Genomic DNA, 26,352 nt, shown 5'->3' on the forward strand with positions numbered 1-26,352 from the left:
GCTCATGGGCAGTGACGCCGCTGGAGTTCCCGACGTGTTGGCGCCCGCGCGACTCGGCCCCATCACGCTGCGCAACCGGACAATCAAGGCCGCCACGTTCGAGGCCGCCTCCCCGGATGCTTTCGTCACCGACGAGCTCATCGAGTATCACCGCAGACCCGCACTCGGCGGGGTCGGCATGACAACGGTCGCCTATTGCGCCGTCGCTCCCGAGGGACGCACCGAATACGGCCAGGTCTGGATGCGTGAAGAGGCCTTGCCCGGGCTGCGGCGCCTCACCGATGCCATCCACGCCACCGGCGCCGCCGTCTCGGCGCAGATCGGCCATGCCGGTCCAGTGGCCAATGCGCGATCGAACGGCTCACGTGCCCTGTCCCCGATCCGGTTCTTCAACCCGTTGGGCATGAAATTCGCCCGCCGGGCCAGCACTTCCGATATCGAGGGCGTGATTGCCGCGCACGCGAACGCGGCCCGGCTGGCCATCGAGGCCGGTTTCGATGCCGTTGAAATCCACTTGGGCCATGGCTATTTCGTGAGCTCCTTCCTGAGCCCGCTATTCAATAGGCGCAGCGATGAGTACGGCGGATCGCTGGCCAACCGCGCCAAGGTGGCGCGCGCGGTGGTGCAAGCGGTGCGGAAGGTGGCCGGCGATCGGCTGGCGGTGACCGCGAAACTCACCATGACTGACGGCATCCGCGGCGGCATCCCGATCGAGGAGTCGCTGCAAACCGCGAAATGGCTGCAGGAGGACGGCGGACTCGATGCCCTGGAACTGACTGCGGGATCCTCTCTGGTCAACCCCATGTACTTGTTCCGCGGCGACGTGCCGATCCGTGAGCTCGCCAACGGCTTCCCCAAACCCATGGGTTGGGGCGTACGGCTCACCGGAAAGAAGTTCTTCCGGTCCTATCCCTACCGCGACGCGTTTCTGCTGGACGACGCCCGCCGGTTTCGCGCCGAACTGGACATGCCCCTGATTCTCTTGGGCGGAATCGCCGGCGGCGACACCATGGACCTGGCGATGGCGGAGGGCTTCGATTTCGTGGCCATGGGGCGCGCACTGCTGGCCGACCCAGATCTGGTGAATCGGGTGGCGGCCGACCGGGCCACCCATTCCCGATGCACCCACTGCAATCAGTGCATGGCCACGATTTTCAGCAGAACCCACTGCGTGCTCACATAGCATCGCTGCCATGACGGCGGCGCCCGAACACCAGAGACCGGGAACTGCCGAGTCCGTCATCAGCTGGCTGCTGTGGGTGCTGGTGACCGCGGCGGCAGGCGTCGTCGCGTTCGCCTCGATCTTCCCGCTCGCCTTCAGCGGCGCCGCACCCGAACAGGCCGACGCGGCAGCCGCGGTGTTCGTCTGGTCGCTGCTGACCCTGTTCACGTGCGTGGCCGCGCCGATTGCCATGGGCATCGGGCACTGGCGACATTGGCACATTTGGTACTGGCCCGCGCTGTGCGTGTCCGTCCTCTTCAGAACGCTGTTTCTGCTGAATAACCTGTGACTTCAAGTTGATAGCGGCCGGGGCGCTGCGATCAGACCGAGCACGGCGTCAGGTCGGGAAGCACCTAACACTCACCGTGATGTCAGGTCAGTTGACATCAAGTCTCCGTCATGGACTTCCCGGTTGCGCACGATGTGAGCCACATTGCACTCCGCCCAAGCCCGCAATTGATCGATGGGCTCACGCAGGGAAAGTCCCAACTCTGTCAGCTCGTATTCCACTTTCGGTGGGACGGTGGCGTACGCCGTCCGCTTCACCATCCCGTCACGGAGCATCGAACGCAAGGTAGAAGTCAGCACCTTGCCGGTGACGCCACCGATGCGATCCCGTAGGACCGTGAACCGTAAGGGCCCGTCGGAAAGGATCGCGACCACCAGCACCGTCCACTTGTCGCCGATCCTGTCCAGCACGATCCGGGTGGGGCAGTCCGGATCGAATAGGTTTCCCAACCAGTCATCCATGGGCTGTGACGAGACGGACACTAGAAACTCCATTAGTTACTTTGAGGTACCAGATTACCACTGGATACCTTTGGGGCATTCTCAGGAATCGAAGAAGGGACTTGCCCCATGAAGATCGCAATATTCGGCGTGACCGGAATGGTCGGCTCACGCATCGCCGCCGAGCTGCGCAGCCGTGGGCACGAGGTGGTCGGATACAGTCGCCACGGTGGTGACGACGCCACGGCAGGCACGCTCACCGACGGCGCACTGGTGGCGGCAGTCGCTGCCGGGCATGATGCCGTTGTATCTGCGATAGGACCGAGCCGCTCCGGAGACCCGCACAGCGAATTCATCGACGCAATCACCACAGCCGCCGCGCATGTTCACGGCACGCGGCTGTTCGTCGTTGGAGGCGCGGGCACACTCCGCGTCAACGGAGAACGCCTAGTCGACTCACCTGATTTTCCCGAGTCCTACCGCGCCGAAGCGCTGACTCACGCTGCCGCATTGGAGATGCTCGAACGAACTGGACAGGACGTGGAGTGGGTGTACCTTTCCCCGGCACCGGTCATCGAACCAGGAGAACGCACAGGGTCCTACCGGGTCGCAGGCGATTCCCCGGCGGGCCGGGCCATCTCAGCCGAGGATTTCGCCGTCGCAGTAGCCGACGAACTCGAACACCCGGCACACCGGCGCAAGCGATTCACAGTCGCCAATTGAGGCCGTGCGCCGACACCGGATCAGCATGCATGGGTGGTGCCGTTCACGGGCACGACTCTCGTCTAGAGCCTGTGAACCTCCGGCGCGGGAAGACTGACCACTCGCTGTGAACCGATACAGTCGATAGCGATGACTGGTCGCGAAGCACCCACTCTTACGGTGGTATTCGATGGTGACGAACGAAAGTTCGCACCCGGGCACGACATTCATATCGGCCGCGATATCCACGCCGATGTACGCATCACGCACCCGTTGGTGTCGCGTATTCACCTGATAATCAGGTTCGTCGACGGTAAATGGATCGCCGAGGACCAACGCAGCCTCAACGGCATCTTCGTCAACGGCCGTCAGGTCGGTTGGGTCGAGGTGCGCGATGACACCGTGGTCAACCTCGGTGACCCGGGCGGACCGCGGCTGACGTTCGCCCTCGGCGGTCTCGGCAGCGAAACGCAGCTGGGAATCGCTCCCCCCACCATGCGTGGTCCGGCCTCGGGTCTGCAGCCAGCCCCCTATACCGGCACTCAGCAGCACTACCCCACCGGCGGCTACCAATCCGCTCCGCAGACCTATGGGCAGCCGCCGAGCCAGCAGCACCCGTACGGCGCACCCCCCTCGGGGCCCCAAACCTATGGAACGTCCGGGCCCACCCGCCCTCGTCAGCAGTATCCGTCGGAGCCCACCCCGGTGCCCCCCGCCGCTTACGCCCACGAGCCGGTCGAACCGTTCGGCACCCGTGCGATGCGCGCGCTCGGCATCGGCGGCGCGCCTAAACCGTCACCCGGTGCCATCACCGTCGGTCGCGCACCCGACAACACGATCGTCGTCAACGACGTGCTGGCCTCGCGGCACCACGCCTTGTTGCTTCCGTCTGCCGGTGGCCTGGAAATCCAGGACCTGCACACCATCAACGGCACCTTCGTCAACGGTGTCCAGGTTGAACAGGCAACGGTGCGCGAGGGTGACACCGTCACCATCGGTAACGTCGACCTCGTCGTTCAAGACGGCACGCTGGTCAAACCGACGACGGCCGCCCGCGTCGGCGGGCTTGAGGTGCAGGGCATCGACTTCACCGTCGAGGGCGGCAAGAAGCTGCTCGACAACATCAGCTTCTCCGCAGGCCCCGGATCGCTCACCGCGGTCATCGGCCCCTCGGGTGCCGGCAAGTCCACCCTGGCCCGGCTGATCGTCGGCAACACCCAACCGTCGGCGGGCAAGGTGTCCTTCGAGGGTCACGGGGTGCACGCCGAGTACGCCGTCATGCGAAACCGCATCGGCATGGTGCCACAGGACGATGTGGTGCACCCGCAGCTGACAGTAAGCCAGGCACTGCATTACGCCGCCGAGCTGCGACTGCCCCCGGATACCACCAAGGAAGACCGCGAACAGGTCGTGTCCCGGGTTCTCGAGGAACTCGAGATGACCAAGCACGCCGAGACCCGCGTCGACAAGCTCTCCGGCGGTCAGCGTAAGCGCGCCTCGGTGGCCATGGAGCTGTTGACCGGTCCGTCTCTGCTGATCCTGGACGAGCCCACCTCGGGCCTGGATCCGGCGCTGGACCGTCAGGTGATGAGCCTGATGCGACAGCTCGCCGACGCCGGCCGCGTCGTGGTGGTGGTGACGCACTCGCTGACCTATCTGAGTTACTGCGACCAGGTGCTGCTGCTGGCCCCCGGTGGCAAGACCGCGTACTGCGGACCTCCACGCAGCATCAACCAGGAGATGGGCACCACCGACTGGGCCGACATCTTCGCCAATGCCGCGGCCGACCCGGACGGCGTGCACCAGGCCTATCTGGCCCGGCATCCCGCTGCGAGCAAACCCGTCACCGCCCCGGTACAGCCCGGCGACCTCGGCAAACCTCCGAAGACGAGCCTGCTGCGGCAGGTTTCCACAGTGGCACGCCGTCAGGGACGGCTGATCCTGGCCGACCGCGGCTACTTCATCTTCCTGGCGCTGCTGCCGTTCGTCCTTGCCGGATTGGTGCTGTCGGTACCCGGCAGTGCCGGTTTCAATGTGGCGTTACCCGACAATCCGAACGAACCCGGACTGCTGCTGGCGCTGACGAACCTCGGAGCCAGCTTCCTGGGTCTGGCGCTGACCATCCGTGACCTGATCGGTGAACGGGTGATCTTCCGCCGTGAGCAGGCGGTGGGCCTGTCGGCCACCGCATATCTGCTCGCCAAGATCATCACCTACTGCGGAGCCGCCATCGTGCAGTCCGCGATCATGACGGCCGTCATCGTGATCGTCCGCGGTGGACCGACGCAGGGCGCGGTGCTGCTCGGGAACGCGAATTTCGAGCTGTGGGTCGCCGTTGCCGCCACCGCATGCGCGGCCACCGTGCTGGGCCTGGTGCTGTCCTCACTGGCCACCTCGGCCGAGCAGGTGATGCCGATGCTGGTGATCGCCACCATGACGCAGATCGTCTTCAGCGGTGGACTCATCCCGGTGACGGGACGTGCGGGGCTGGAACAGTTCTCGTTCCTGTTCCCCTCGCGTTGGGGCTTCGCAGCCACGGCCTCCACCACCGATCTGCGCAAGCTGGTGCCGGTGGGACCGCAGGACGAGCTGTGGAATCACGATGCCGGAACCTGGCTGTTCGACATGGGCATCCTGGCGCTACTCGCGCTGGTGATGGCCGGGTTCGTACGCTGGCGCATCCGCCTCAAGGGCTAGGTCCTCTGTCGCCCTAGCCGCCGTGCACGTCCAGTCCGTGCCCTGCGGCATACGCGACAGCCTGTGGCAGATCGACTTTCGCAGCCGTCAGGGTTGCGGTGGTCCACAACGTCGGGTCAATGCGGGCACCACGCAGGTCGGCGCCGTCGAGTTTGAGATTCTGCGTGCGGGCACCGGTGAAGTCGGCGCCGTGCAGATTGGCCTTGCGCATATCGGTGCCCACCAGGTTGGCCTCCCGGAAACGGCAGTCCGACAGGTCCATTTCACGCAGATCGAGGCCGCCGAGCGAGGACAGCGTGAAGTCGGTCTCGGTGAACTTCGACGGACGCACCCGGCAGTCGGTGAGAGTGGAGCCCAGCAGGCTGCACTGGCGGAACTCCGAATGCCATAGCGATGTGCGGCGGAAGGTGCAGTTCCGGAAGGCAGAGCCGATATGCAGCGATTCGGTGAGATTGGCGCCGCTGAAGTCGCACTCGGTGAAGACCACGCGCTCGGTGCGCAGTTCACGAAAGTCCTCGTCGTAGAAGGTCTCTCCGGTGATCTCACGGTCAGTCCAGTGCTCGGCCATGACTGACATCATGCCGGGCGGGTCCGTCAGACGTTCACATCGAAACCCAGGTCGATATCGCAGGCCGCCTGACCTCCACGGATTCCCCAATTCTCCGTCGCACTCTCCCGCAGCACAATGGTGACGTGATCCGGCGGTATCCCCAGCAAGGAAAGCCGTTTCACAATCTCGGCATAGAGGTTTCGTTTCGTCCCTATCGATCGGCCCGCGAAGCAGTCGATGGAAACAAAGGTGTACAGCTCCGGCCGGGCCAGGTTTGGCGCGTGCGAAAACCTGTGGGGTTCATGCACGACAAGGCGTACATGCTTGTCCCCTTCCGGTATCTGAAAGGCAGAGACCAGCGCGCCGTGGACCGCATCGATGATCGCCACCTCTTCGGCCTCGATGTATCGCCGACGGACCTCGACTACTGAACTGGGCATGCCGTGGATCATCACACGGTGCCGTCGCACAACCCAGTGGATTTCTTGGTGAGCCGCTGCCGGGCCCGACAGGAGCTGCAGCAAGATAGTGGGGTGTTTCGCATCATGTTTCACGAGCCCCGGATCGCCCCCAACACCGGGAACGCGATCCGGATGGTGGCGGGCACCGGGTGCGAGCTGCATCTGGTGCAGCCGTTATTCGACCTGTCGGAGGCGAAGGTGCGCCGAGCCGGTCTGGACTATCACGATATGGCCTCGGTGACGGTCCACGAGAATCTTTCTGCTGCTTGGGAATCGATGCAGCCGCAACGGGTCTATGCCTTCACCGCTCATGCGAGCGTCAGCTATACCGACATCGCCTATCAGCCGGGTGATGTGCTGCTTTTCGGCCCCGAGCCCACCGGACTGGATGCCGAGGTACTGGCCGATCCACACATCACCGAGAAGGTGCGCATCCCGCTACTCCCCGGCCGCAGATCACTCAACCTGTCCAATGCCGCAGCCATCGCCGCATATGAGGCCTGGCGTCAGCATGGTTTCGAAGGCAGCGTCTAACGGAAGTCCCGCGAGGCAGATCGGATACGCAGGTCCAGTGGTCGCAGCTGATCGGCCACCACGGTGATGGCTCCGCTGGCATTCTGCACCTGGCCACGAATGATCAGTGCCTGCGCGGTCACCGCCAGCTTGCGATACCTCGCCCACAGCCCCACCGAGCACACCACATTCACCATCCCCGTCTCGTCCTCAAGATTGATGAACGTGACCCCGGCCGCGGTGGCAGGCCGCTGACGATGGGTAACCGCCCCTGCCACCAACACCCGTGACCCGTCCGGCACATCGAAGAGCCCCTTGGCCGGAACAACACCCAGCTCGTCGAGCTGTTTCCTCAGGAACTGGGTGGGATACGCGTCGGGGGTGACTCCGGTAGCCCACACATCGGCAGCGGCCTGAGTCACCTCTCCCATCGGCGGCAGCACCGGAACCCGGGAGGACACCCCGACTCCGGGTAACCGGTCGGGGCGTTGCGCAGCGGCCGCACCCGCAACCCACAGCGCCTCACGCCGGGACATGCCAAAGCAACCCAGCGCCCCTCCAGTGGCCAGCGCCTCGACCTGTGCCGTGCTCAATTGGATGCGACCGGTCAGATCGAGCAGAGAAGCGAACGGGCCATGCGTTTTTCGTTCCTCGACAATTGCGTGAGCCAGGTCGCTTCCGATGTGGCGGACGGCGCCCAGCCCGATCCGCACCTCCAGGCCGGCATTCTCCAACGTCGCATAGGACAGGCTGGCATTCACATCGGGACCGTGCACGGTGACACCGTGCCGACGAGCATCGGCCACCAGGGACTGCGGCGAATAGAAACCCATGGGCTGTGCACGCAGCAGCGCCGCGCAGAATGCGGCCGGATGATGCAGCTTGAACCAAGACGAATAGAACACCAACGAAGCGAAGCTCTGCGCGTGGCTTTCCGGAAAGCCGAAATTGGCAAAGGCATAGAGCTTTTCGTAGATGCGGTCGGCCAGATCTCCAGTGATGTCATGCAGATTCCGCATGCCCTCATAGAATCTGCTGCGCAGCCTTTCCATCCGTTCCGGCGACCGCTTGGATCCCATGGCCCGGCGCAGCTGATCGGATTCGGCGGGGCTGAACCCGGCGACATCGACGGCGAGTTGCATCAGCTGTTCCTGAAACAGCGGCACTCCCAGAGTTTTATCCAACGCAGCCGCCATCGAGGGATGGTCATGTTGCCAATCTTTGTCAATCTTGTTGTATCGCCGGATATACGGATGTACCGAGCCACCCTGGATGGGTCCGGGCCGGATCAGGGCCACCTCCACCACCAGGTCGTAGAAACACGTGGGTTTCAGGCGGGGCAGCGTGGCCATTTGGGCACGCGACTCCACCTGGAAGACTCCTACCGAATCCGCACGGGCCAGCATCTCGTAGACAGCAGCCTCGGAGAGATCGATATGAGCCAGGTCCACCTCGATGCCCTTGTGCTCGCGGACCAGGTCGATGCAATAGTGCAGCGCCGAGAGCATGCCCAGACCGAGTAGATCGAATTTCACCAAACCAACTGCCGCACAATCATCCTTGTCCCACTGCAGCACGCTACGGTTCTCCATACGTGCCCATTCGACGGGCACCACATCGGCCAGCGGGCGATCACAGATGACCATGCCGCCGGAGTGGATGCCCATGTGCCGGGGGAAATTCTTGATCTGCTGTGCCAGGTCGATCACCTGCGACGGAATGCCGTCAACCTCCGCCGCATCGGCCAAGCCGCCCCAGTGCCCGAGCTGCTTACTCCAGGCGTCCTGCTGCCCCTGCGCAAACCCCAGAGCCTTGGCCATGTCCCGCACGGCCATTCGGCCACGGTAGGTGATCACATTGGCCACCTGCGCCGCATACTCGCGGCCGTATTTGTTGTAGACGTATTGGATGGCCTGTTCCCGTTCGTCCGATTCGATATCGATGTCGATGTCCGGCGGTCCATCGCGAGCAGGCGACAGGAACCGTTCGAATAAAAGACCATTGGCCACCGGGTCGACATTGGTGACCCCGAGCGCGTAGCAGACCGCCGAGTTGGCGGCGGAGCCGCGCCCTTGACACAGGATTTCACTGCGACGGCAGAACTGGGTGATGTCGTGCACCACCAGGAAATAGCCCGGAAAGTTCAGCTGCGCAATAATTTCCAGCTCGCGCTCGATTTGGGCGTAGGCCTTCTGCGCCCCCGCCCGGGAGCCGTATCGACGCGCGGCGCCTTCGAGGGCCAGATGCCGCAACCAGCTGTCCTCGGTATGGCCGGACGGGACGTCGAACGGCGGCAACTGTGGGGCGATGAGTCGCAGATCGAAGGCACACGCCTCCCCCAGCTCGGCGGCCGCTGTCACTACCTCCGGGCAGTGAGAGAACAGCCGCGCCATCTCGTCCCCGGAACGCAGATGCGCCCCGCCTACCGGGTCCAGCCAGCCCGCCGCGTCATCGAGACCCTTACGCGCACGCACCGCCGCCATCGCCATGGCCAGGCGACCTCTCTCGGGTGTGGCGAAATGCGCTGCCGTGGTGGCGATGACGCCGACACCGAACCGCGGGGCCAGCGCGGCGAGATCCGCGTTGCGTTCATCTTCGTCCGGGTGGCCGTGCCTACTGAGCTCGATGCTGACGCGATCGGCACCAAATCGGTGCACCAGATCTGCCAGCGCCTTCTCGGCCGCAGCAGGACCGCCGTCGGCAAGCGCCCGCCGCACATGCCCCTTACGGCACCCGGTCAGAATGTGCCAGTGCCCTCCGGCCGCCTCGGCGAGAACATCAAGGTCGTAGCGTGGCTTACCCTTTCGATCTTTGGGCGTTCCGCCCGACAGGTGCGCGGCAGCCATCTGCCGCGACAACCTCCGATAACCCTCCTGACCACGGGCCAGCACCAGTAGATGCACCGAATCCTCCGTGTTTCCCTGCCCGCCAAGGGATAATTCCGCACCGAACACGGTGGGTAAGCCGAGTTCCTTCGCGGCTTCCGCGAACCGGACGACCCCGTAGAAACCGTCGTGGTCGGTGATGGCCAGCGCCCTGAGATCCAGGCGTGCGGCCTCCTGCGCCATCTCCTCCGGCAGGCTGGCGCCGTCGAGAAAGCTGAATGCCGAATGCGCGTGCAGTTCCGCGTAGGGCACCGCAGACCGCCCGCGTTCCCGCGGGGGCGGCTCATAGGGCGGCCGCTTTCGGCTCCACGCCGGGCTATCCCCACCGTCACCCGGCGGGGCGTGGGGTTTGAGGCGCCCATCAAGCACCCTCTCCATTTCCGCCCAGGTTGGCGGACCCGGTGACCAGCCCACCCCAACAGTGTATCGAACATTTGTTCGAATTTCACCATCGGCAAATGCGACTCCAGCAAGGTAACTAACTGGATACATAAGATGTATGCTGGTGGCCATAGCACGCTCAATAGCGCCAAACACCCCACCAAGAACCCGGAGAAGCGAATGCCACACCACGGCAACTACACCCCCGAAAAGGTCACCTTCCCCTCGCATGACGAGGACATCGTCGGTGTCGTTCACCGCCCGCACGGCGACGGCCCCTTCCCCGCCGTCGTCCTGCTCGGTCCCTATTCATTCGAGAAAGAACAGGCACCAATCCACTACGCCACCCGATTGGCCGACGAGGGATTCCTGGCGCTGGCGTTCGATCCCCGCACAGTGGGCGAAAGCGGCGGCACTCCCCGCCGCCTTGAGAACCCGAAGATGAAGAATGAAGACGCGGTAGCAGCCATCGACTATCTACTCACCCGCGATGACGTCGATGCATCGCGCATCTTCGGGGCCGGTGTCTGTCAAGGCGGCCCTGAGATGCTCGACATCGCCTCCTACGACGGCCGGATCAAGGCCGTTGCCTCGGTAACCGGTTACTACCGCGACCGCGAAACCGACCTGTTCATGATCGCCGCCGGTGTCAGCGAAAACCCATTCGACGCGGCGACCGCGCCGACCACCGAGCAGCTCGAAACACTCCTTGAATCTCGGCTCGAACGAGCGCGTAAGGCCAAGACACAGTATGAGGAGACGGGTGAGGTCGTCTACGCACCTCTGGTCTCTCCCAACCTGGGTGACCCGGTCACCGGGGCCGAGGCCGGACTGCCCGGCCCGCTGGTGTGGAGCTGGTATGGATCGTGGACGCTCAAGGGCTGGGAAAATCGCTACGCCATCATGAGCGACCTCGACCACTTCGACTACACCACCGCGCCCGGAGTCGCCAGGCTCGAAAAGCCCGCTCTGGTCATCCACTCCGATAGCTGCATGAATCCGGCGGCGGCGCGGCGCCACTTCGAGTCGATCCCCACCACCGACAAGAAACTCATCTGGGAGAACGGCACCAACCACTTCCAGTACTACGACCAGCCCGACATCGTCGACCGCACTGTCGGCCATATCGCAGACTGGTTCAACAGCCACCTGGCCTAAACGGGGGGCGCCTCGGCTGGGCGAAGACAGAACCACTGCCCAGCCGAGGCGCTGCCGAAATCCATGGCGATCTACCTCTACGCTCATGACATGCCGCCCGACGCCTCTGCGACTAAGAAGCGGCTACTCGATGCCGCTTACGCGGAGTTCGCCGAACACGGCCTGGCCGGCGCGCGTGTCGATAGGATCGGCGCCGCCGCGGAGGCTAACAAGCGCCTGATCTACGTCTACTACACCAACAAAGAGACGTTGTTCGACATCGTGGTTGCCCACTCTATTCAGCAGATGTCCGAGGCTGTCCCGTTCACTCCCGAGGACCTGTCCGGCTACGCGGGTGCACTGTTCGACCACATGGTCGACCACCCCGAGCATCTGCGACTTGCCACCTGGGCGCAGCTGGAACGGCCTGTCGCTGGCCCAGCCGAAACCGCGGCTTACGCCGCCAAAATCAAAGCAATCGCTGAAACACGTTCCCTTTCAGGACGTGTACAGCCAGCCGACATCTTGGCCCTCATCCTTGGACTGACGACCGCATGGTTCGGTGCGTCGCCCGCCCTGCGCGGTCTCGCGGATTCCGAACCATTCTCTCCCCAGCGTCTGGCCACCCACCGTGCCGTACTCATCGCGACCGTCGAGGCCCTCATCGACATCGCGGGACGATGACTGACGCGCGATACAGACGCGGCTAGCCGGGCTCTTCGACCGTCCTGCCGAACACGATTCACGTCGCCCGGCTACCAAATCACGTGACGTCGACTGTCAGGTCGCGCGTATGTAACTAACTAGATAGTATCGCGATGCGGGCGATTGCTCGTAACGATCGGGCAAGAGAATTTGGAGGAACGCCACAGTGGCTCAGCATGGCAACTACACAGTCGAAAAGGTCACCTTTCCCTCTCACGGGGAAACCCTGGTGGGCGATTTGTACCGCCCCGAGGGGGACGGCCCGTTTCCTGTAGTGGTGACGCTCGGACCGTACTCGTTCGAGAAGGAGCAAGCTCCCACGCAGTACTCGACCCGGCTAGCCGACGAGGGTTTCGTTTCGCTCGCTTTCGACCCGCGCACGGTCGGCGAGTCGAGCGGCGAGCCGCGTAGGCTTGAGAACCCGGTGATGAAGAACGAGGATGTGGTCTCGGCTCTCGACTACCTGGTGAATAGACCCGATGTAGACGCATCGCGCGTTTTCGCACTGGGGATTTGCCAGGGTGGTCCCGAACTGCTCGATGTGGCCTCTTACGACGACAGAATCACAGCGGTCGCCTGTGTGACCGGCTACTTCCGTGACGCAGACGCCGACCTGTTTCCCGTCACCGCCGGGGTCGCAGCCAACCCGTTCGACGAGGCTTCCCTACCACCACGGGAGCAACTGGAGGCGCTGCTATCGGAGCGTCTGCAACGGGCACGTGAAGCCAAGGAGCTCTACGAAACGACCGGGGAAGTCATCTACCAGCCGCTGGTCTCACCCGATCTCGCCGATCCCACGGTGGGCTCCCGGGCGGGACTGCCTGGCCCGGCAGTGTGGGCTTGGTATGGGCCGTGGACATTGAAGGGCTTTGAAAACCGCTACGCCATCATGAGCGACCTGGACCACTTCGGATATTCCACCGTTCCCGGCGTCGCGAAGCTCCAGAAGCCCGCGATTGTCTTCCACGGCGACTACTGCTTGAGCCCGATTTCCGCCAAGCGGCACTTCGAGTCGATTGCTACCACAGACAAGAAGTTGGTCTGGGATAACGACGTGTTCCACTCGGACTACTACGACACACCCGATGTCGTCGACCGCACAGTGGGCGCCGCTGCCAACTGGTTCCGCGACCACGGAGCCTGAGTAATTCTGCACTCCGAAGGGAGCCACCGCGAGTCTGAATTTGCAGGGCCGCAAACGAATTCAGGCGCTCCTGTTGCGCGGCAGAAGGCGGGGCGGGCCACTAGGCCCGCCCCGCTCCGACTGCTCACTCTGGATGGATTCCGGCAACGGTTCCTTCAGACCAGCGATGACCTGGATCTGATCGGCGACCCGGTAGACCGAAGCCTCATCCACCAGCCCGAACAGCTTCTCGACGACGTCGTGGGCGGTCGCCGCGTCCAGGCCCACGATCCGTAGCTCGCCCTGATCTGCGCGCACCACCACCATCGCCAACCCCAAGACACGCGATAGCGAGTCTTGTCGCAGTTCCACCGTTCGCACCAGGGCAAACGGGATAACCCAGAAAGATCTGAACCACAACGTCTTCGATGCGATGTACAGCACCTTGTCGTCCAGGACACCCCACCGATATGCGCGGTAACGCTGCAGTGGCCGAAGCACCACCCACGCCAGCGCGCAGGAGATGCACAGCAGCCCCAACACCCCCGCCACATGCTCCAGTGGGGTGCTGGCGTAGGCCGGCTGCGCTGTCAGCGCCCACACCGCCGCCACCACGACAACCAGCGGACTGCATACCAATGCGTACTGGATGGCCCAGAGCACGGGAGCCGACCTGCTGGCACCGACTCCCACCGGCAGCACGGAAGCCGTAGGGGCCGTGTCGATCACCGCTACTCCCCCACTGCCGGAGCGAACCGGCGCATCCATATCTGCCGTATCGCAATGGCCGCAAGCACGAACACCAGCACCGCGGTCGGCGACCAGGCGATCGTACGGTCGAGCCCACCGAACGCATAGGCGATCAGGCACAACGAAAGGAACGGCACGCCCACCAGCTGCACGGCAGCTGGATTGAACGGCACATAGTCGGCGTAGCGGCGTGGCATGCCGTCGGTGAGCGGGGTATAGGCAGTCCACCCGTAATCCCAGCCCCGCAGGTTCAACCCCCTGTTCACCAAGGCGGCTACCACGAACGTCCACCAGGCAGCATTGCCGGCGGTGCGCGCAGCATGGAACACCCGAACGCGTGACATTCCTGGAGTATCCCCCATGGCTAACTCCCCAATGACGAACTTGTCACACATCGTTGACGAAACACCCCGAAACGGCAACGATGACTCCAAACGGGCCGATAAGCGGCCTAACAGTCTCAGGGGTAGCACGTGAAATACATCGTCACCGGCGGCACCGGATTCATCGGACGGCGGATTGTGACCCGAATCCTGGAGACCCAGCGCAATGCGGAAGTCGCCGTTTTGGTGCGGCGCGAGTCCCTGTCACGGTTCGAAAAGCTCGCCGAACAATGGGATGACCGCGTACAGCCGCTGGTGGGTGACCTCACCCAGCCCGATCTCGGCCTGCCCACCGAGGGAGATCCGGTCACCGCCGATCACATCGTGCACTGTGCCGCGATCTATGACATCACCGTGGACGACAAGGCACAGCGCGCCGCGAACGTCGAGGGCACGCGGTCGGTCATCGGACTGGCCAAACGCACCGGCGCCACCCTGCACCACATCTCCTCCATCGCGGTCGCGGGAAGTTATCAGGGCGAGTTCACCGAAGAAGACTTCGACGTCAACCAGGACCTGCCGACGCCGTATCACCAGACCAAGTTCGAGGCCGAACTGCTCGTGCGCTCGGAACCCGGTCTGCGCTACCGGATCTACCGGCCCGCCGTCGTTGTCGGCGATTCCAAGACCGGCGAGATGGACAAGATCGACGGTCCGTACTACTTCTTCGGAATTCTGGCCAAGCTCGCGCGGCTGCCCCGGTTCACCCCGATGATGCTGCCCAAGGCGGGACGCTCCAACATCGTTCCGGTCGACTACGTCGTCGATGCGACCGTCGAGCTGATGCACCAGGAGGGCCGCGACGGGCAGGCCTTCCACCTGACCAACCCCGAGGTGACCTACCTGCGGGACATCTACTCCGGCATTGCCCCTGCCGCGGGCCTGCCGCCCGTGCGCGGGTCGCTTCCCCACGCCATCGCCACCCCGTTCCTGAATGCGCGCGGCACGCTCAAGGTCTGGCGCAACATGGTGGTCACCCAACTCGGTATCCCGCCCGAGGTCATTGACATCACCGAGATCATGCCCACCTTCGTCTCCGAATCCACACAGGAAGCCCTGCGCCCCAGTGGAATTACGGTTCCCTCATTCGGCAGCTACGCCGGCAAGCTCTACCAGTACTGGCGCAAGAACCTCGACCCCGAGCGATACCGCCGCGACGATCCCGCCGGGCCATTGGTGGGCCGGCACGTCATCATCACCGGGGCATCCAGCGGTATCGGACGGGCCGCGGCCATCGCCGTCGCCCAGCGCGGCGGCACCGTTTTCGCGGTGGCGCGTGATGCCGAGGCACTCGACAGCCTGGTCGCGGAGATCCGTGAGGACGGCGGGCAGGCGTATTCGTTCCGCTGCGATCTGACCGACTACTCGGCCGTGGACGACACGGTCAAGAGCATCCTCGGCCAGTTCGGGCATGTGGACTACTTGGTGAACAACGCCGGTCGCTCCATACGCCGCTCGGCGATAAACACGGTCGATCGGTTCCATGACTACGAGCGGGTCATGGCGATCAACTACTTTGGCGCCGTGCGGCTGGTGCTGGCGCTTCTCCCCCATTGGCGGGAAAGGAAATTCGGCCACGTCGTCAACGTCTCGACGGCCGGTGTGCAGACCCGTAATCCCAAGTACGCGTCGTACATCCCCACCAAGGCGGCACTGGATGCCTTCTCCGATGTGGTCGCGACCGAGACGGTGTCGGATCACATCACTTTCACCAATATCCATATGCCATTGGTGAAGACGCCGATGATTCAGCCTTCTCACAAACTGAATGTGGTGCCGGGACTCACCCCAGAACACGCCGCTGCCATGGTGATTCGCGGTCTCGTCGAAAAGCCGACCCGCATCGATCATCCGATGGGCACCTACGCCGACATCGGCAGGTACATGACACCGAAGTTGACCCGCCGGATCATGCACCAGATGTATCTGGCATATCCCGATTCTCGGGCCGCTCGCGGCCTTGAGCCGGTCGACGAACGCCAGGATGTGTCGACCTCGCGCCGCCGCCCCAGGGCCGCCAAACGCGTTGCGGCCGTGTCAAAGCTGCGTATTCCGGGCCCCGTGATGAGGGCGGTACGCCTCATTCCCGGAGTGCATTGGTGACCTCCCGGGCCGCCCGGGTGCCCGCCTCGATGGCGCCATCCAGGTAGCCCGGGTGGTCGTGCGCCGTTTCGGTACCCGCCCAATGAATATCGCCCAGGGGCGCCGACGGGAGCGGCAACTGTTCGGTGAAACCGATATCGGGCAAGGCCATGTATCCGCCTCCGGCATGTTCGTCGAGGTGCCAGGACTTCTCGTGCCAGCCTGCCGGTTCGAGAACCTCCGGACCGACGTGCTCGGAGAGTGAGCCGAGCACCGCGCGGCGACGGCCAGCGGTGTCGAGCCCATCAAGTTCACGCGCCTCGGGACCGGCGACAAGCACGCACAGGTGGCCCGGCCCGCCCGGAGCGGTGGTATCGAAGACTGCCCGGCCCGGGCCGTCGAGAACCATGAACTCGCCGCCGGATCGCTCTCGCCAGAAAGGCTTCTCGTACACGGCGATCGCCTTGTACACCGACCCCATGTACATGTTCTGCTGCATCTGGACACGCTCGGCCGGAAGCTGCGGGCTGAAGGTGATGCGGGCCGCCGTGGGCGGCGGCGCGGTGACAATGACCTTCGTGGCGTGCACCTGACCCGAGGCTGTGTCGAGGGTGACTCCGTGTTCATTCCGGCTGACCGAGGTAACGCGGTGTCCCAGCTTCACTCGGGCACCCAGTTCGGCGGCCAGGCTTTCCACAAGCGCACCCGCCCCTTCGACGAGTAGGGAGTCTTGCGCGCCGCCCTTGGTCGACAGCATGGTCCGCAGACCACCTTGATGCCGGATCATCGAGATCATCGCGGGGATGGGCATCCGGTCCAGGTCCGCCGTCCAGGAGATCAACGCGATGACCTCAAGCAGCCGCCGGGTGGTGCGGCCGGGCACCTTGCGCAGCCATTCGGCCGCGCTGGTCGCGTGCCAGCGCTTCGGCGTCCTGAGACGCGAGAACACCTCCAGGCCGGTGAGAATGAGCACGCTCGGCAGTAGGGACGGGATCTTCACGCGGCGGGGTCCGTCGATCACCGCGGGCAGCGGACCCGTGTGCATGGGGAACTGAGTAAGGCCGAGTTCGGCGGCAAGTCCCATGACGCGGTGGTGATCATGGCCAATCCACTGGCCGCCCAAGTCCAGCCGTGAGCCCAGCACCGTGGTCTCTCCCATGACCCGCCCACCGAGACGCTCCGCCGCCTCCAGCACGATCACGTCGACGCCCTGCCGGTGCAGTGCGCGGGCAGCCGTCAGACCCGACAGCCCGGCACCCACGACCGCCACAGTGGTCGTCTGCGGTAACTCGTCCTGATGCATCCCACACTCCTTCCTGACCGACCGCCCGGCGATAGACCGGACGCCCTGAAAGCAATACTAGCCGCAGATTCAGTCAGTCGTATGACTTTGATGATTACCGGTGCTCTACCGCTTGTCGTATCCGTACACGGAGCTAACTGACGGTAGGTTGACGTCCATGGTTCCCGTTTTTGCCGACGTTGATACCGGAGTCGATGACGCACTGGGATTGATCTTTCTCCTCGCTAGCGAGGATGTAGAGATTGTCGGCATCGCCTCTACTGCGGGCAATGTCTCGGTGGACCATGTTTGCGCGAACAACCTGGGCCTGCTGGAGCTATGCAAGGCCCCGCAGATCCCGGTGTCCAAGGGCGTCGCCGAGCCGTTGAGCGCGGCACTGCGCACCGCCGAAGACACCCACGGACCCACCGGCCTCGGGTATGCCGCACTGCCGGATTCCACCCGCACACTCACCGATTACGACGCGGCCGAGGCCTGGGTGCGGGCGGCACGCGCACACCCCGGTGAGCTGGTGGGCCTGGCGACCGGCCCGCTCACCAACCTGGCGCTGGCCCTGCGCACCGAACCCGAGTTGCCCAAACTCCTCAAACGGCTCGTGATCATGGGCGGCTCCTTCGACTACCCGGGTAACACCACACCGGTGGCGGAATGGAATGTCGTAGTCGACCCGGGTGCGACGGCAGAGGTGTACGCCGCCTGGGGAGCAGCTGGCGTACAAGAACTTCCGATCGTGTGCGGCCTGAATCTCACCGAGACCATCGCCATGACACCGGAACATCTGATCAGACTGGCCGAGGCCGCGGGCGCCACCACCACCCCCCTGTCGGTGCTCGATCTTCCATCCAGCCGTTCGTCGGCGAACAACTCGCTGCTGCGGTTCATCGAAGATGCCGTGCGTTTCTATTTCGAGTTCCACATGAAGCAAGACGAAGGCTTCTTGGCGCACATGCACGATCCGTTCGCCGCCGCAGTCGCGCTGGAGCCATCACTGGTCCAAACCCGCTCCGCTACTGTCGATGTCGAGCTGACCGGTGATCTGACCCGCGCCATGACCATCGCGGACTGGAAGGGGCAGTGGGGCCAGAAACCCAACGCGCAGATCGCGGTGGAAACCAACCCCGAGGTGTTCTTCGAGCGATTCATCGAACGAGTCAGCGTCTTCGCGCGAAGGTTTGACGGCGCGCGCTAATTCCGGCGAGGCCGTCATTCATAAACGCCCTCCACATACCACCGCTGCCGCCGAAAATGCAGGAGCAGCGCCTGACCACCGCCCTTGCCTTCCAGCAGCACTTGGGCCCGAGCGGCCACCGATGCCCGGGTAGGAGTCGGTTCCCGTTCCTCCCACCATCGCTCATCGATCGGCCATGGCCCTGCCCACCAACTCAACTCCCAACGGCCATCGCCCCGCCGGACCCTGGCCGGTTCCCCCGAGAACATTCCCCGCCCGGTCACCGTCACCGGTGCTCCATCGACATCCAACAGCTCCACCGGTTCGCCATCCTCACCGAGCAGCACCGCAGGAGCCGGATCGGGCAGCCTCCCGGGCCACGGCGCATCAGGATCGGCCCGCGGGCGCAACTCATCCCCTAAGGGCACCAAAGTAATTCGTTCGGCTGGGCCCCGCCCACCGCTGACCACTCCCACCTGTACCGACTCCTCTCCCAACAGATCCTGAACTCGTGTCAATGCGCGGCGGGCCCGCTGGCGCTCCTCGGCGCCCACCGCTCCCCACAACGTCAACTGCAGCGCTTCGGCGGCCACCACTTCGACCGGCTCCAACCGCAACATCGCCACCGGCCCATCCAGAGACCGGCGCCGGGCAAGCCAGCCGTCAAGCTGCCAGCGGACCCGGTCGGCCGTCGCCTCCTCGGTGAGCGGCTCGGCACACCGCCACACCCGCGACAGCTCCTGGCCGTCCACCGTCACCGCGTGAATGGCCAACCGGGAGCAGGCCACTCCTGCCGAGGACAGCACCTCATGCAGGCTCATCGCCAGCGTGCGTCCCGCGAAAGCCGCCGCATCCACCCGGTCGATCGGCGGATCGCACGGCAGCGCGACTCCCAGCTCCGCCGGGACCGCATGCCCCGAGGGAGGACGCTGCGATTCAGCTCGCGCATGGCGGTGCGCCTGTACCGCGTCATCGTCGAACCGTGAGGCGACATCGGACCGCGCTAGTTCCGCGAAGGCACCCATGGTGCGTATTCCCATGCGCCACAGCAGATCAACCAAGTCTTCACGCTGCGGATGGCACAGGCTGGGTTCGGCAGCCATCTCTTTGATGGACAAGGACGCCAGGAACTCCGCATCCCCACTGGGCGGTACCAGTGCCGCATGCCGCGCGGCGTACACCGCCGTGGACATCTGATCGGCGATGCCCACCTGACATTCGGCCCCGGCCACCGACACCGCATCGGCCAGCCGCTCGGCCGCGGTCTGCTCGCTGCCGAAGTACCGGGCCGCACCGGCCACCGGAAGCGCCATCAGCCCCGGGCGCAAAATCTCGGCCCCCGGCACCAAGTCATCCACCGCGGCGATCATCGGCTCGAAAAACCGCGCATCGCGATCGACATCGGCCACCGCGATATGCAGCTGTGGACAACGGGCCTGGGACTCGCGGCGGCGCATACCCCGGCGGACTCCCAGCGCCCGCGCGGCGGCCGTGCACGCGGTGACCCTGTTGGCCAGGGTCACCGCCACGGGCCGGGTGGCAGGAAGGTCGGCCATCGCCGCGGCGGCCACCGCCGGCCAATCCGGGCACCAAATCGCCAGCACCCGTGGAGCTTTACGCTGTCGTTTAGGCGGACCTGATCGAGCCACGGCTGCCACACACCTCCCCGGCAGCTCTTGAGCTGGACGCCGCCGCCCCGGCGGCTCTGGGCGCCCTACGCCCCGTTGCCCGGACCGTCGTCCGCACGCCACGAATTCGGCCCAGGCCACAGGCGGACACCCCGTCATAGCCGGTTACCCGGGCCTGCAACCGCACCGCGGCGCCTTCCCAGTCCCCATCGGCAACCAACAGCGTGCATCCGTTGCTGTGCGCCCGGGCCACCATCGCGCGCGCCGACGTCGAGGTCACCTTTCGTCCCCCCAGACCCAGCACCACCAGATCCATCCCGTCCATAAGCACCGAGGCCACCTCCACCGCACTCAGACCCGGGCGAGGAATCAGCGCCAAACGGCTCAGGTCCGCTCCCTTTTCCACCGCCGCCAGCACACTCACCTCCGGCATACCCACAATCGCGGCGTACCCGCCCGCCGCGGTCACCGAAGCCACCACATCCAAGGGCAACGACCGGGCCCCGCTGGCCACCGCGACCGTGCCGCGCCGCAACACGTGACCTATCGAGCTGGCCAGCGCATCGGACACCGGCAGCAAAGATTGAGCATCCGGTAACGCCTCGTGAAACCGCCCCGCCGATGACCTGTCTCCGCCAACCTTTCCCGATATCGCAGCCATCTGCTGCCGGAGCTTTTGTAGCTGGTCAGCACGGTTCACCAGCATCTCGTCGGCGGCCGCCACTGCCGTCACAACCGCACCTCCAGACACACTCGACTAGAACATATGTTCGATGACTGGAGTAAACACCTCGCCACCGACAACCGTCAAGGCAGGAGGTAGGAACTGGGCCGCTCTGCCGACACACCGTGTCGTGGCGGATTCGTATCGCACATACCCGCCATGGGGCGCGGTGTCGACGAGACCTAGTCGAGCTGGCGGGTGTGCGCCCAGCGGGTCAACGCGTTGCGATTGGACTGCTGAGTCTTACGCAGCACATTAGAAGCGTGCGTCTCCACCGTCTTGACCGAGATCACCAGATCCTCGGCAATTTCCCGGTAGGTGTATCCGCGGGCAAGGAGCCGCAGCACCTCAAGCTCGCGTGGGGTCAACGAATCCAGCTCCGGATCCAGTGCCGGCTCCGGGGTATTCGACCGCCCGGTGAACGAATCGAGCACGAATCCGGCAAGCCGCGGGCTGAACACCGCATCCCCACCGGCCACCCGGCGCACGGCCTCGGCGAGTTCACTTCCCGAAATCGTCTTGGTGACATAGCCTCTGGCTCCCGCACGAATCACCGCGATGACATCCTCGGCGGCATCCGACACACTGAGCGCAAGAAAGACTGGTCCCGAGCCGCCGACTCCGTTGATGACGGCGACCCCTCCGCCGGAGGGCATGTGCACATCGAGCAACACCACATCCGGTGCACTGGAACGTATTCCGGCGACCGCCTCGACAACCGAACCGGCCTCGCCCACGATCTCGATATCCGATTCACCGGCCAGCTCCGCCCGCACCCCGGACCGGAACACCCCGTGATCGTCGACCAGGAATACCCGCAGCATCACTCTTCTTTCTCGTCGACGTCGTAGAGCTTGTACGGCATGGTAATTCGCACCTCGGTGCCCTTGCCGATCTCCGACTTGATCTGCACCTGCCCACCCCGGCGCATCACCCTGGCTTTGATGGAGCGCACGATGCCCTGCCGATCCTGTGGCACCGCCTCCAGATCAAACCCCTTGCCCCGATCCCTGACGAACACACTGATCTGGCCGGGTTCCACCTCGGCATACAGGTTGATATCCGATTGCCCGGAATGTTTGGCAGCATTGACGAGTGCCTCGCGGGTTGCCCCGATCAGCGCTCGTCTGGTCTCGGGCTCCAGAGATAGGTCGGCATCACCGACGATCACCGAATTGACCACCACGGTATGCGCATCCTCCACCTCTCCGGCCACGGTACGTAGCTCCTGCGCCAGGGACGAGTCCGAGGACACCCCCGCGGAGAACAACCAGCTGCGCAATTCGCGTTCCTGGCTGCGAGCCAGCCGTAGCACCTCGCTGGGGTTATCTGTCCGCTTCTGGATCAGCGCCAGCGTCTGCAGCACCGAATCGTGGAGATGCGAGGCGATCTCTTCACGCTCTTCGGTACGGATGCGCGCGGCACGCTCGGCACCGAGGGCACGCCACAACCGCAACCACAAGGGCACCGTCAGCAGCATTGCGCCCACCAGGGTGGCCGCGATCGCCACCAACGAGTCACGCAGCGAGGACAGATCCACATTGCGCAAGACCACCACGGCGATCCCGCCGAAGACCAGTGCGGCACCGGCAATAACCCGAACCAAGGTCAATAGCGACGATTTGCCCGACTCCCCCAGCACGGCCGAACTCGGCCCCTGCGAATCGAATTCGCGCCACACCACGGCGAGCCCCACCAGTGCCAGCACGATGGGGAAAACCAGTGCCGCCGTCGAACCACTGACCGTCGACATCAAGATGATCAGCGCGGCAAGACTCAACAGCAATAACCCCGTCGCCCGCCTGCGGTCCGTTGCGCTGACAGCGGCAACGTCGTCGCCCGGCGGCATCAGCAGCCACAGCAGCCCGTACGCCGCGATGCCCATTCCGCTGGCCGCGCCAAGCACTGCGAAGGCCAACCGCACCCGAAACACCGGAACGTCGAGATGATCGGCGAGCCCCCCGGCGACCCCGGCGATTACCCGGCCACCGGTACGCCGACGCAAGGGCGGGGCGGCAGTCAGCCGATTCCCGCTGGCGAAGGCATTCCGAAACGTGGGACTCACCTCTGCGATACTGCCATGGCAAAGCTCCATAGGGCATCGGGCTTATCCCTGAACCCCCGCCTTGCAAAGATCAGGGTGAATCCTGATGGCGGACATGCCCGCGACTGGGCAACATAGCTGTCATGGACACGGATACCACCACCAAACGGACGCCGTCCTCCACGCTCGGAGACATGTGGCGCACCCGGCCGTTGCGGCTGCCCGGGCACGGCAAGCTGGCGGGTGTTGCCGCGGGAATCGGCTACCGGTACAACGTGGACCCGCTGCTAGTGCGCGTAATCTTCGTGGTCACAACAATTTTCGGCGGGGCAGGCGCCATCATGTATGTGGCGTGCTGGCTGCTGATGCCCACCGCCCGCTACACCACTCCGTACCACGAGTCCAAGGTGAAGATGGTCTTCTGGATCATCGTCCTGCTGCTTGTCGGCGGACCCTTCATCGACCCCGACCGCGATCCCTGGGGATTCGTCAGTGCCGTTGTCCTGCTCGGGGGCTGGTATCTGCTCTATCAGCGCCAGACCGAAACCCCACCACCTCCGGCGAGTTCGACGACGCAGCCCGGCCCGGCCGAAGATGGCGAACCGAACAGCCATACCGCGGCCACCAGCCCTCTCTTACCGCCTCCCCCACCCAACTGGGATCCACTGCGGGCGGCCCCTTTCGCCTGGGATCTACCCGATCCGGCTCCCCTGCCGGCGCCTCCGGCCAAGCCCAAGTCGCCCGTACCCAAGGTAACCATCGGCGCGGCACTCATCGTCAGTGCTCTGCTCGTGGCCATCGGACTGCTGGGCGCCAACTGGGTGACACCCGTCGTGGTCGCGGCAGCGGCACTGGTCGTCCTCGGGGTCGGCTTACTGGTGGGTGCATGGCTTCGCAGCGGCTACTCACTGCTCTTTCTGGCGATACCGCTGGCCGGGTTCGTCGTCGTAGCATCCTCGATCGGTCCGCTCGAGGTGTCACTCAACGTCGGCGACCAAAATTACCGTGTCACAGAGGCTTCCGATATCGAGGAGTACTACGAGGTCGGCGTCGGCACGATCACCCTTGACCTCACACAGGTCACGCTCACCAACGATAAAACGGTCTACCTCGACGTCGGGATGGGCGATATCCAGGTACTCGTTCCCCCTTCGATGAATGTACGCACCTCGTGCGAGGTGGGCATGGGCAGCTTCGATTGCCTGCCCTCACCCAAGGGTGTCGGCCCCGTACTGACAATCAACGCAACGGCAAATGTAGGAAGCATTGAGGTGCAACGTGTCTGAGAACATCGACGAACCAACGACCGGCACCGACAATGAGCTCACCGCGGAAAATCCCGTGACGACTACCCCGGAGGCCGACACCGACGAGAAGGGCAGACCATCCATCTTGCTGGCACTGTCCGGGCTGGTCGCCCTGCTCGTCGGAGGCTGGGCTTTGACCGGCCAGGACTTCGGAGCGCTAGTGCACAGCAACCTGCTCGGCTGGATGGCGATTGCCGTGGCGATCGCCATCGGCGTTGCGCTGGTGGCGGTTCCAACCCGCCGTAACCGAACCTAGGTAGCTCACTCCCATTCAATGGTGCCGGGCGGCTTGCTGGTGATATCCAGCACTACCCGGTTCACCTCGGGAACCTCGTTGGTGATTCGCGTCGAAATCCGCTCCAGCACCTCATAAGGCAGGCGGGTCCAGTCAGCGGTCATCGCGTCCTCACTGGACACCGGCCGCAATACGATCGGATGCCCATAGGTGCGTCCGTCGCCCTGCACCCCAACCGAGCGCACATCGGCCAACAGCACCACCGGGCACTGCCAGATGTTGCGGTCCTGACCAGCGGCGGTAAGTTCCTCGCGCGCAATGGCATCGGCACGGCGCAGGGTGTCCAACCGATCGGAGGTAACCTCACCGACGATCCTGATGGCCAGCCCGGGCCCCGGGAATGGTTGGCGGCCAACGATTTCCTCGGGCAGACCCAGTTCACGGCCTACCGCGCGGACCTCGTCCTTGAACAGCAGCCGCAGCGGCTCCACCAGGGTGAAGGTCAGATCTTCGGGGAGCCCGCCCACGTTGTGGTGGCTCTTGATGTTGGCAGTGCCACTGCCGCCCCCGGATTCGACGACATCGGGGTACAGCGTGCCCTGCACCAGGAACTCGATGCCATCCTCCGAGTTGCCGATCGCATCGGAGACGGCGCCCTCGAACGCCCGGATGAATTCACGGCCAATGATCTTGCGCTTGGTCTCCGGGTCACTGACACCGGCAAGCTCACCCAGGAACTTTTCCGCGACATCGACAGTCACCAGCTTGGCGCCCGTAGCCGCCACGAAGTCGTGCTCCACCTGCGCCCGCTCACCGCTGCGTAGCAGCCCATGGTCAACGAACACACAGGTCAGGCGGTCGCCGATGGCGCGTTGCACCAGGGCCGCCGCCACCGCTGAGTCCACCCCGCCGGACAGCCCGCACAGCGCACGCCCGTCTCCGATCTGCGTGCGCACCTGCTCGACCAGCGATTCGGCGATATTGGCTGCCGTCCATGCCGATTCGATGCCCGCGAACTCATGCAGAAAGCGGCTGAGCACCTGCTGTCCGTGCGGCGAATGCAGCACCTCTGGGTGGTACTGCACCCCGGCCAGACGCCGTGCCCGATCCTCGAAAGCCGCCACGGGAGCACCTTCGCTGCTGGCGACCACGGTAAAACCTTGGGGTGCTTCGGTTACCGCATCGCCGTGGCTCATCCACACGGGCTGAAGGCCGGGCAGGCCCTCATGCAGGTCTCCGCCCACGACCTTCAGCTCGGTGCGGCCGTACTCGCTGGTGCCGGTGTGTGCGACGGTTCCGCCGAGCACCTGCGCCATGGCCTGAAAGCCGTAGCAGATACCGAAAACCGGAACATCCAAGTCGAATACGGCGGGGTCGAGTTGAGGTGCACCCTCTTCGTAGACGCTCGATGGACCACCGGACAGCACGATGGCCCGAGGGTTGCGTTCCTTGATCTCATCGATGCTCGCCGAGTGCGGGATCACCTCGGAGAACACCCGCGCCTCACGCACGCGCCGCGCGATCAGCTGCGCGTACTGTGCCCCGAAGTCAATGACCAGAACCGGTCGGTCGCCATGCTGCTCCGTTTGCGCCACCGGCTTAGCTTAGTGGCGCTGGGGCTAC

General features: G+C 64.5%; 23 protein-coding genes and 1 pseudogene. 12 read left to right on the forward strand and 12 right to left on the reverse strand.

The genetic code is table 11. The features are described 5' to 3' along the window. Nucleotides 1–4: 4 nt before the first annotated feature. Both BB28_RS18510 and BB28_RS18515 read left to right on the forward strand, forming a co-directional pair. Nucleotides 5–1,183: an NADH:flavin oxidoreductase gene (locus tag BB28_RS18510; protein ID WP_046254578.1), complete on the forward strand. Its 1,179-nt coding sequence runs from the start codon at nt 5–7 to the stop codon at nt 1,181–1,183. Nucleotides 1,184–1,193: 10 nt separating this feature from the next. Beyond that, entirely contained in the window at nt 1,194–1,511 is a 318-nt protein-coding gene (locus BB28_RS18515) for a hypothetical protein (RefSeq protein WP_046254579.1), read from the forward strand. Between the two features lie 71 nt (nt 1,512–1,582). Here BB28_RS18515 and BB28_RS18520 read toward each other — a convergent pair whose 3' ends face one another. Beyond that, nucleotides 1,583–1,993, reverse strand: coding sequence for a winged helix-turn-helix transcriptional regulator (locus BB28_RS18520; RefSeq protein ID WP_109550573.1), 411 nt, complete (start codon nt 1,991–1,993; stop codon nt 1,583–1,585). Nucleotides 1,994–2,080: 87 nt separating this feature from the next. On the opposite strand from BB28_RS18520, the gene BB28_RS18525 reads away from it, so the two are divergent. Both BB28_RS18525 and BB28_RS18530 read left to right on the forward strand, forming a co-directional pair. Next, entirely contained in the window at nt 2,081–2,674 is a 594-nt protein-coding gene (locus tag BB28_RS18525) for an NAD(P)-dependent oxidoreductase (protein WP_046254581.1), read from the forward strand. Nucleotides 2,675–2,803: 129 nt separating this feature from the next. Next, nucleotides 2,804–5,350 carry an ATP-binding cassette domain-containing protein gene (locus tag BB28_RS18530; protein WP_046254582.1) on the forward strand — a complete coding sequence of 849 codons (2,547 nt, stop codon included), beginning with the start codon at nt 2,804–2,806 and terminating at the stop codon, nt 5,348–5,350. Between the two features lie 13 nt (nt 5,351–5,363). Here BB28_RS18530 and BB28_RS18535 read toward each other — a convergent pair whose 3' ends face one another. Together BB28_RS18535 and BB28_RS18540 are read right to left on the reverse strand one after the other, a co-directional pair. Then, the gene (locus tag BB28_RS18535; RefSeq protein WP_046255964.1) at nt 5,364–5,918 is read right to left on the reverse strand and encodes a pentapeptide repeat-containing protein; all 555 of its coding nucleotides are present in this window, start codon (nt 5,916–5,918) and stop codon (nt 5,364–5,366) included. Between the two features lie 26 nt (nt 5,919–5,944). Further along, entirely contained in the window at nt 5,945–6,340 is a 396-nt protein-coding gene (locus tag BB28_RS18540; protein WP_046254583.1) for a tautomerase family protein, read from the reverse strand. A gap of 93 nt (nt 6,341–6,433) precedes the next feature. Between BB28_RS18540 and BB28_RS18545 the strand changes: the two genes are divergently transcribed. Then, on the forward strand, nt 6,434–6,895 hold the full coding sequence (locus BB28_RS18545; protein WP_046255965.1) for a tRNA (cytidine(34)-2'-O)-methyltransferase: 462 nt from the start codon (nt 6,434–6,436) through the stop codon (nt 6,893–6,895). Here the strand turns inward: BB28_RS18545 and BB28_RS18550 are convergent. Continuing rightward, nucleotides 6,892–10,173 carry an error-prone DNA polymerase gene (locus tag BB28_RS18550; protein ID WP_046254584.1) on the reverse strand — a complete coding sequence of 1,094 codons (3,282 nt, stop codon included), beginning with the start codon at nt 10,171–10,173 and terminating at the stop codon, nt 6,892–6,894. The genes BB28_RS18545 and BB28_RS18550 overlap by 4 nt on opposite strands. A gap of 147 nt (nt 10,174–10,320) precedes the next feature. Between BB28_RS18550 and BB28_RS18555 the strand changes: the two genes are divergently transcribed. From BB28_RS18555 to BB28_RS18565, 3 genes are all read left to right on the forward strand, one after another. Continuing rightward, nucleotides 10,321–11,298, forward strand: coding sequence for an alpha/beta hydrolase (locus tag BB28_RS18555; RefSeq protein WP_046255966.1), 978 nt, complete (start codon nt 10,321–10,323; stop codon nt 11,296–11,298). A 63-nt stretch (nt 11,299–11,361) separates the two neighbouring features. Next, complete coding sequence (locus BB28_RS18560) at nt 11,362–11,961, forward strand: TetR/AcrR family transcriptional regulator (protein WP_046254585.1); 600 nt, start codon at nt 11,362–11,364, stop codon at nt 11,959–11,961. A gap of 187 nt (nt 11,962–12,148) precedes the next feature. After that, a complete protein-coding gene (locus tag BB28_RS18565; protein WP_046254586.1) occupies nt 12,149–13,126 on the forward strand; it encodes an alpha/beta hydrolase in 978 nt (325 codons plus the stop codon). A 192-nt stretch (nt 13,127–13,318) separates the two neighbouring features. On the opposite strand, the pseudogene BB28_RS18570 reads toward BB28_RS18565, so the two are convergent. Together BB28_RS18570 and BB28_RS18575 are read right to left on the reverse strand one after the other, a co-directional pair. Then, a pseudogene (locus tag BB28_RS18570) lies at nt 13,319–13,834 on the reverse strand (PH domain-containing protein); the annotation flags it as partial. A 2-nt stretch (nt 13,835–13,836) separates the two neighbouring features. After that, nucleotides 13,837–14,199, reverse strand: a complete 363-nt coding sequence (locus BB28_RS18575; RefSeq protein WP_046254587.1) for a hypothetical protein — start codon at nt 14,197–14,199, stop codon at nt 13,837–13,839. 129 nt (nt 14,200–14,328) lie between these two features. Between BB28_RS18575 and BB28_RS18580 the strand changes: the two genes are divergently transcribed. Further along, nucleotides 14,329–16,341, forward strand: a complete 2,013-nt coding sequence (locus tag BB28_RS18580; protein WP_046254588.1) for an SDR family oxidoreductase — start codon at nt 14,329–14,331, stop codon at nt 16,339–16,341. Here the strand turns inward: BB28_RS18580 and BB28_RS18585 are convergent. Continuing rightward, nucleotides 16,319–17,656, reverse strand: coding sequence for a flavin monoamine oxidase family protein (locus BB28_RS18585; protein WP_337251441.1), 1,338 nt, complete (start codon nt 17,654–17,656; stop codon nt 16,319–16,321). The genes BB28_RS18580 and BB28_RS18585 overlap by 23 nt on opposite strands. Nucleotides 17,657–17,780: 124 nt before the next feature. Between BB28_RS18585 and BB28_RS18590 the strand changes: the two genes are divergently transcribed. Next, the gene (locus BB28_RS18590) at nt 17,781–18,812 is read left to right on the forward strand and encodes a nucleoside hydrolase (RefSeq protein WP_030096791.1); all 1,032 of its coding nucleotides are present in this window, start codon (nt 17,781–17,783) and stop codon (nt 18,810–18,812) included. A gap of 14 nt (nt 18,813–18,826) precedes the next feature. Here the strand turns inward: BB28_RS18590 and BB28_RS18595 are convergent, their stop codons facing one another. From BB28_RS18595 to BB28_RS18610, 4 genes are all read right to left on the reverse strand, one after another. After that, nucleotides 18,827–20,347, reverse strand: coding sequence for a DNA polymerase Y family protein (locus tag BB28_RS18595; protein ID WP_419894530.1), 1,521 nt, complete (start codon nt 20,345–20,347; stop codon nt 18,827–18,829). Nucleotides 20,348–20,417: 70 nt separating this feature from the next. Beyond that, nucleotides 20,418–21,152 (reverse strand): hypothetical protein, encoded by a 735-nt coding sequence (locus BB28_RS18600; protein WP_046255969.1) that lies wholly within the window; start codon nt 21,150–21,152, stop codon nt 20,418–20,420. Nucleotides 21,153–21,325: 173 nt separating this feature from the next. Next, nucleotides 21,326–21,964, reverse strand: coding sequence for a response regulator (locus BB28_RS18605; protein WP_191985278.1), 639 nt, complete (start codon nt 21,962–21,964; stop codon nt 21,326–21,328). A 2-nt stretch (nt 21,965–21,966) separates the two neighbouring features. After that, complete coding sequence (locus tag BB28_RS18610) at nt 21,967–23,238, reverse strand: ATP-binding protein (protein ID WP_225421949.1); 1,272 nt, start codon at nt 23,236–23,238, stop codon at nt 21,967–21,969. A gap of 92 nt (nt 23,239–23,330) precedes the next feature. On the opposite strand from BB28_RS18610, the gene BB28_RS18615 reads away from it, so the two are divergent. Both BB28_RS18615 and BB28_RS18620 read left to right on the forward strand, forming a co-directional pair. Next, nucleotides 23,331–24,473: a PspC domain-containing protein gene (locus BB28_RS18615; RefSeq protein ID WP_046254591.1), complete on the forward strand. Its 1,143-nt coding sequence runs from the start codon at nt 23,331–23,333 to the stop codon at nt 24,471–24,473. Then, nucleotides 24,466–24,750, forward strand: coding sequence for a tetraspanin family protein (locus tag BB28_RS18620; protein WP_046254592.1), 285 nt, complete (start codon nt 24,466–24,468; stop codon nt 24,748–24,750). The genes BB28_RS18615 and BB28_RS18620 overlap by 8 nt, the downstream gene beginning before the upstream one ends. Before the next feature lie 5 nt (nt 24,751–24,755). Here BB28_RS18620 and guaA read toward each other — a convergent pair whose 3' ends face one another. Then, nucleotides 24,756–26,324, reverse strand: a complete 1,569-nt coding sequence (gene guaA, locus BB28_RS18625) for a glutamine-hydrolyzing GMP synthase (protein ID WP_046254593.1) — start codon at nt 26,322–26,324, stop codon at nt 24,756–24,758. Nucleotides 26,325–26,352: the final 28 nt, after the last annotated feature.

The organism is Mycobacteroides chelonae CCUG 47445 (genome assembly GCF_001632805.1).
Lineage (GTDB): Bacteria > Actinomycetota > Actinomycetes > Mycobacteriales > Mycobacteriaceae > Mycobacterium > Mycobacterium chelonae.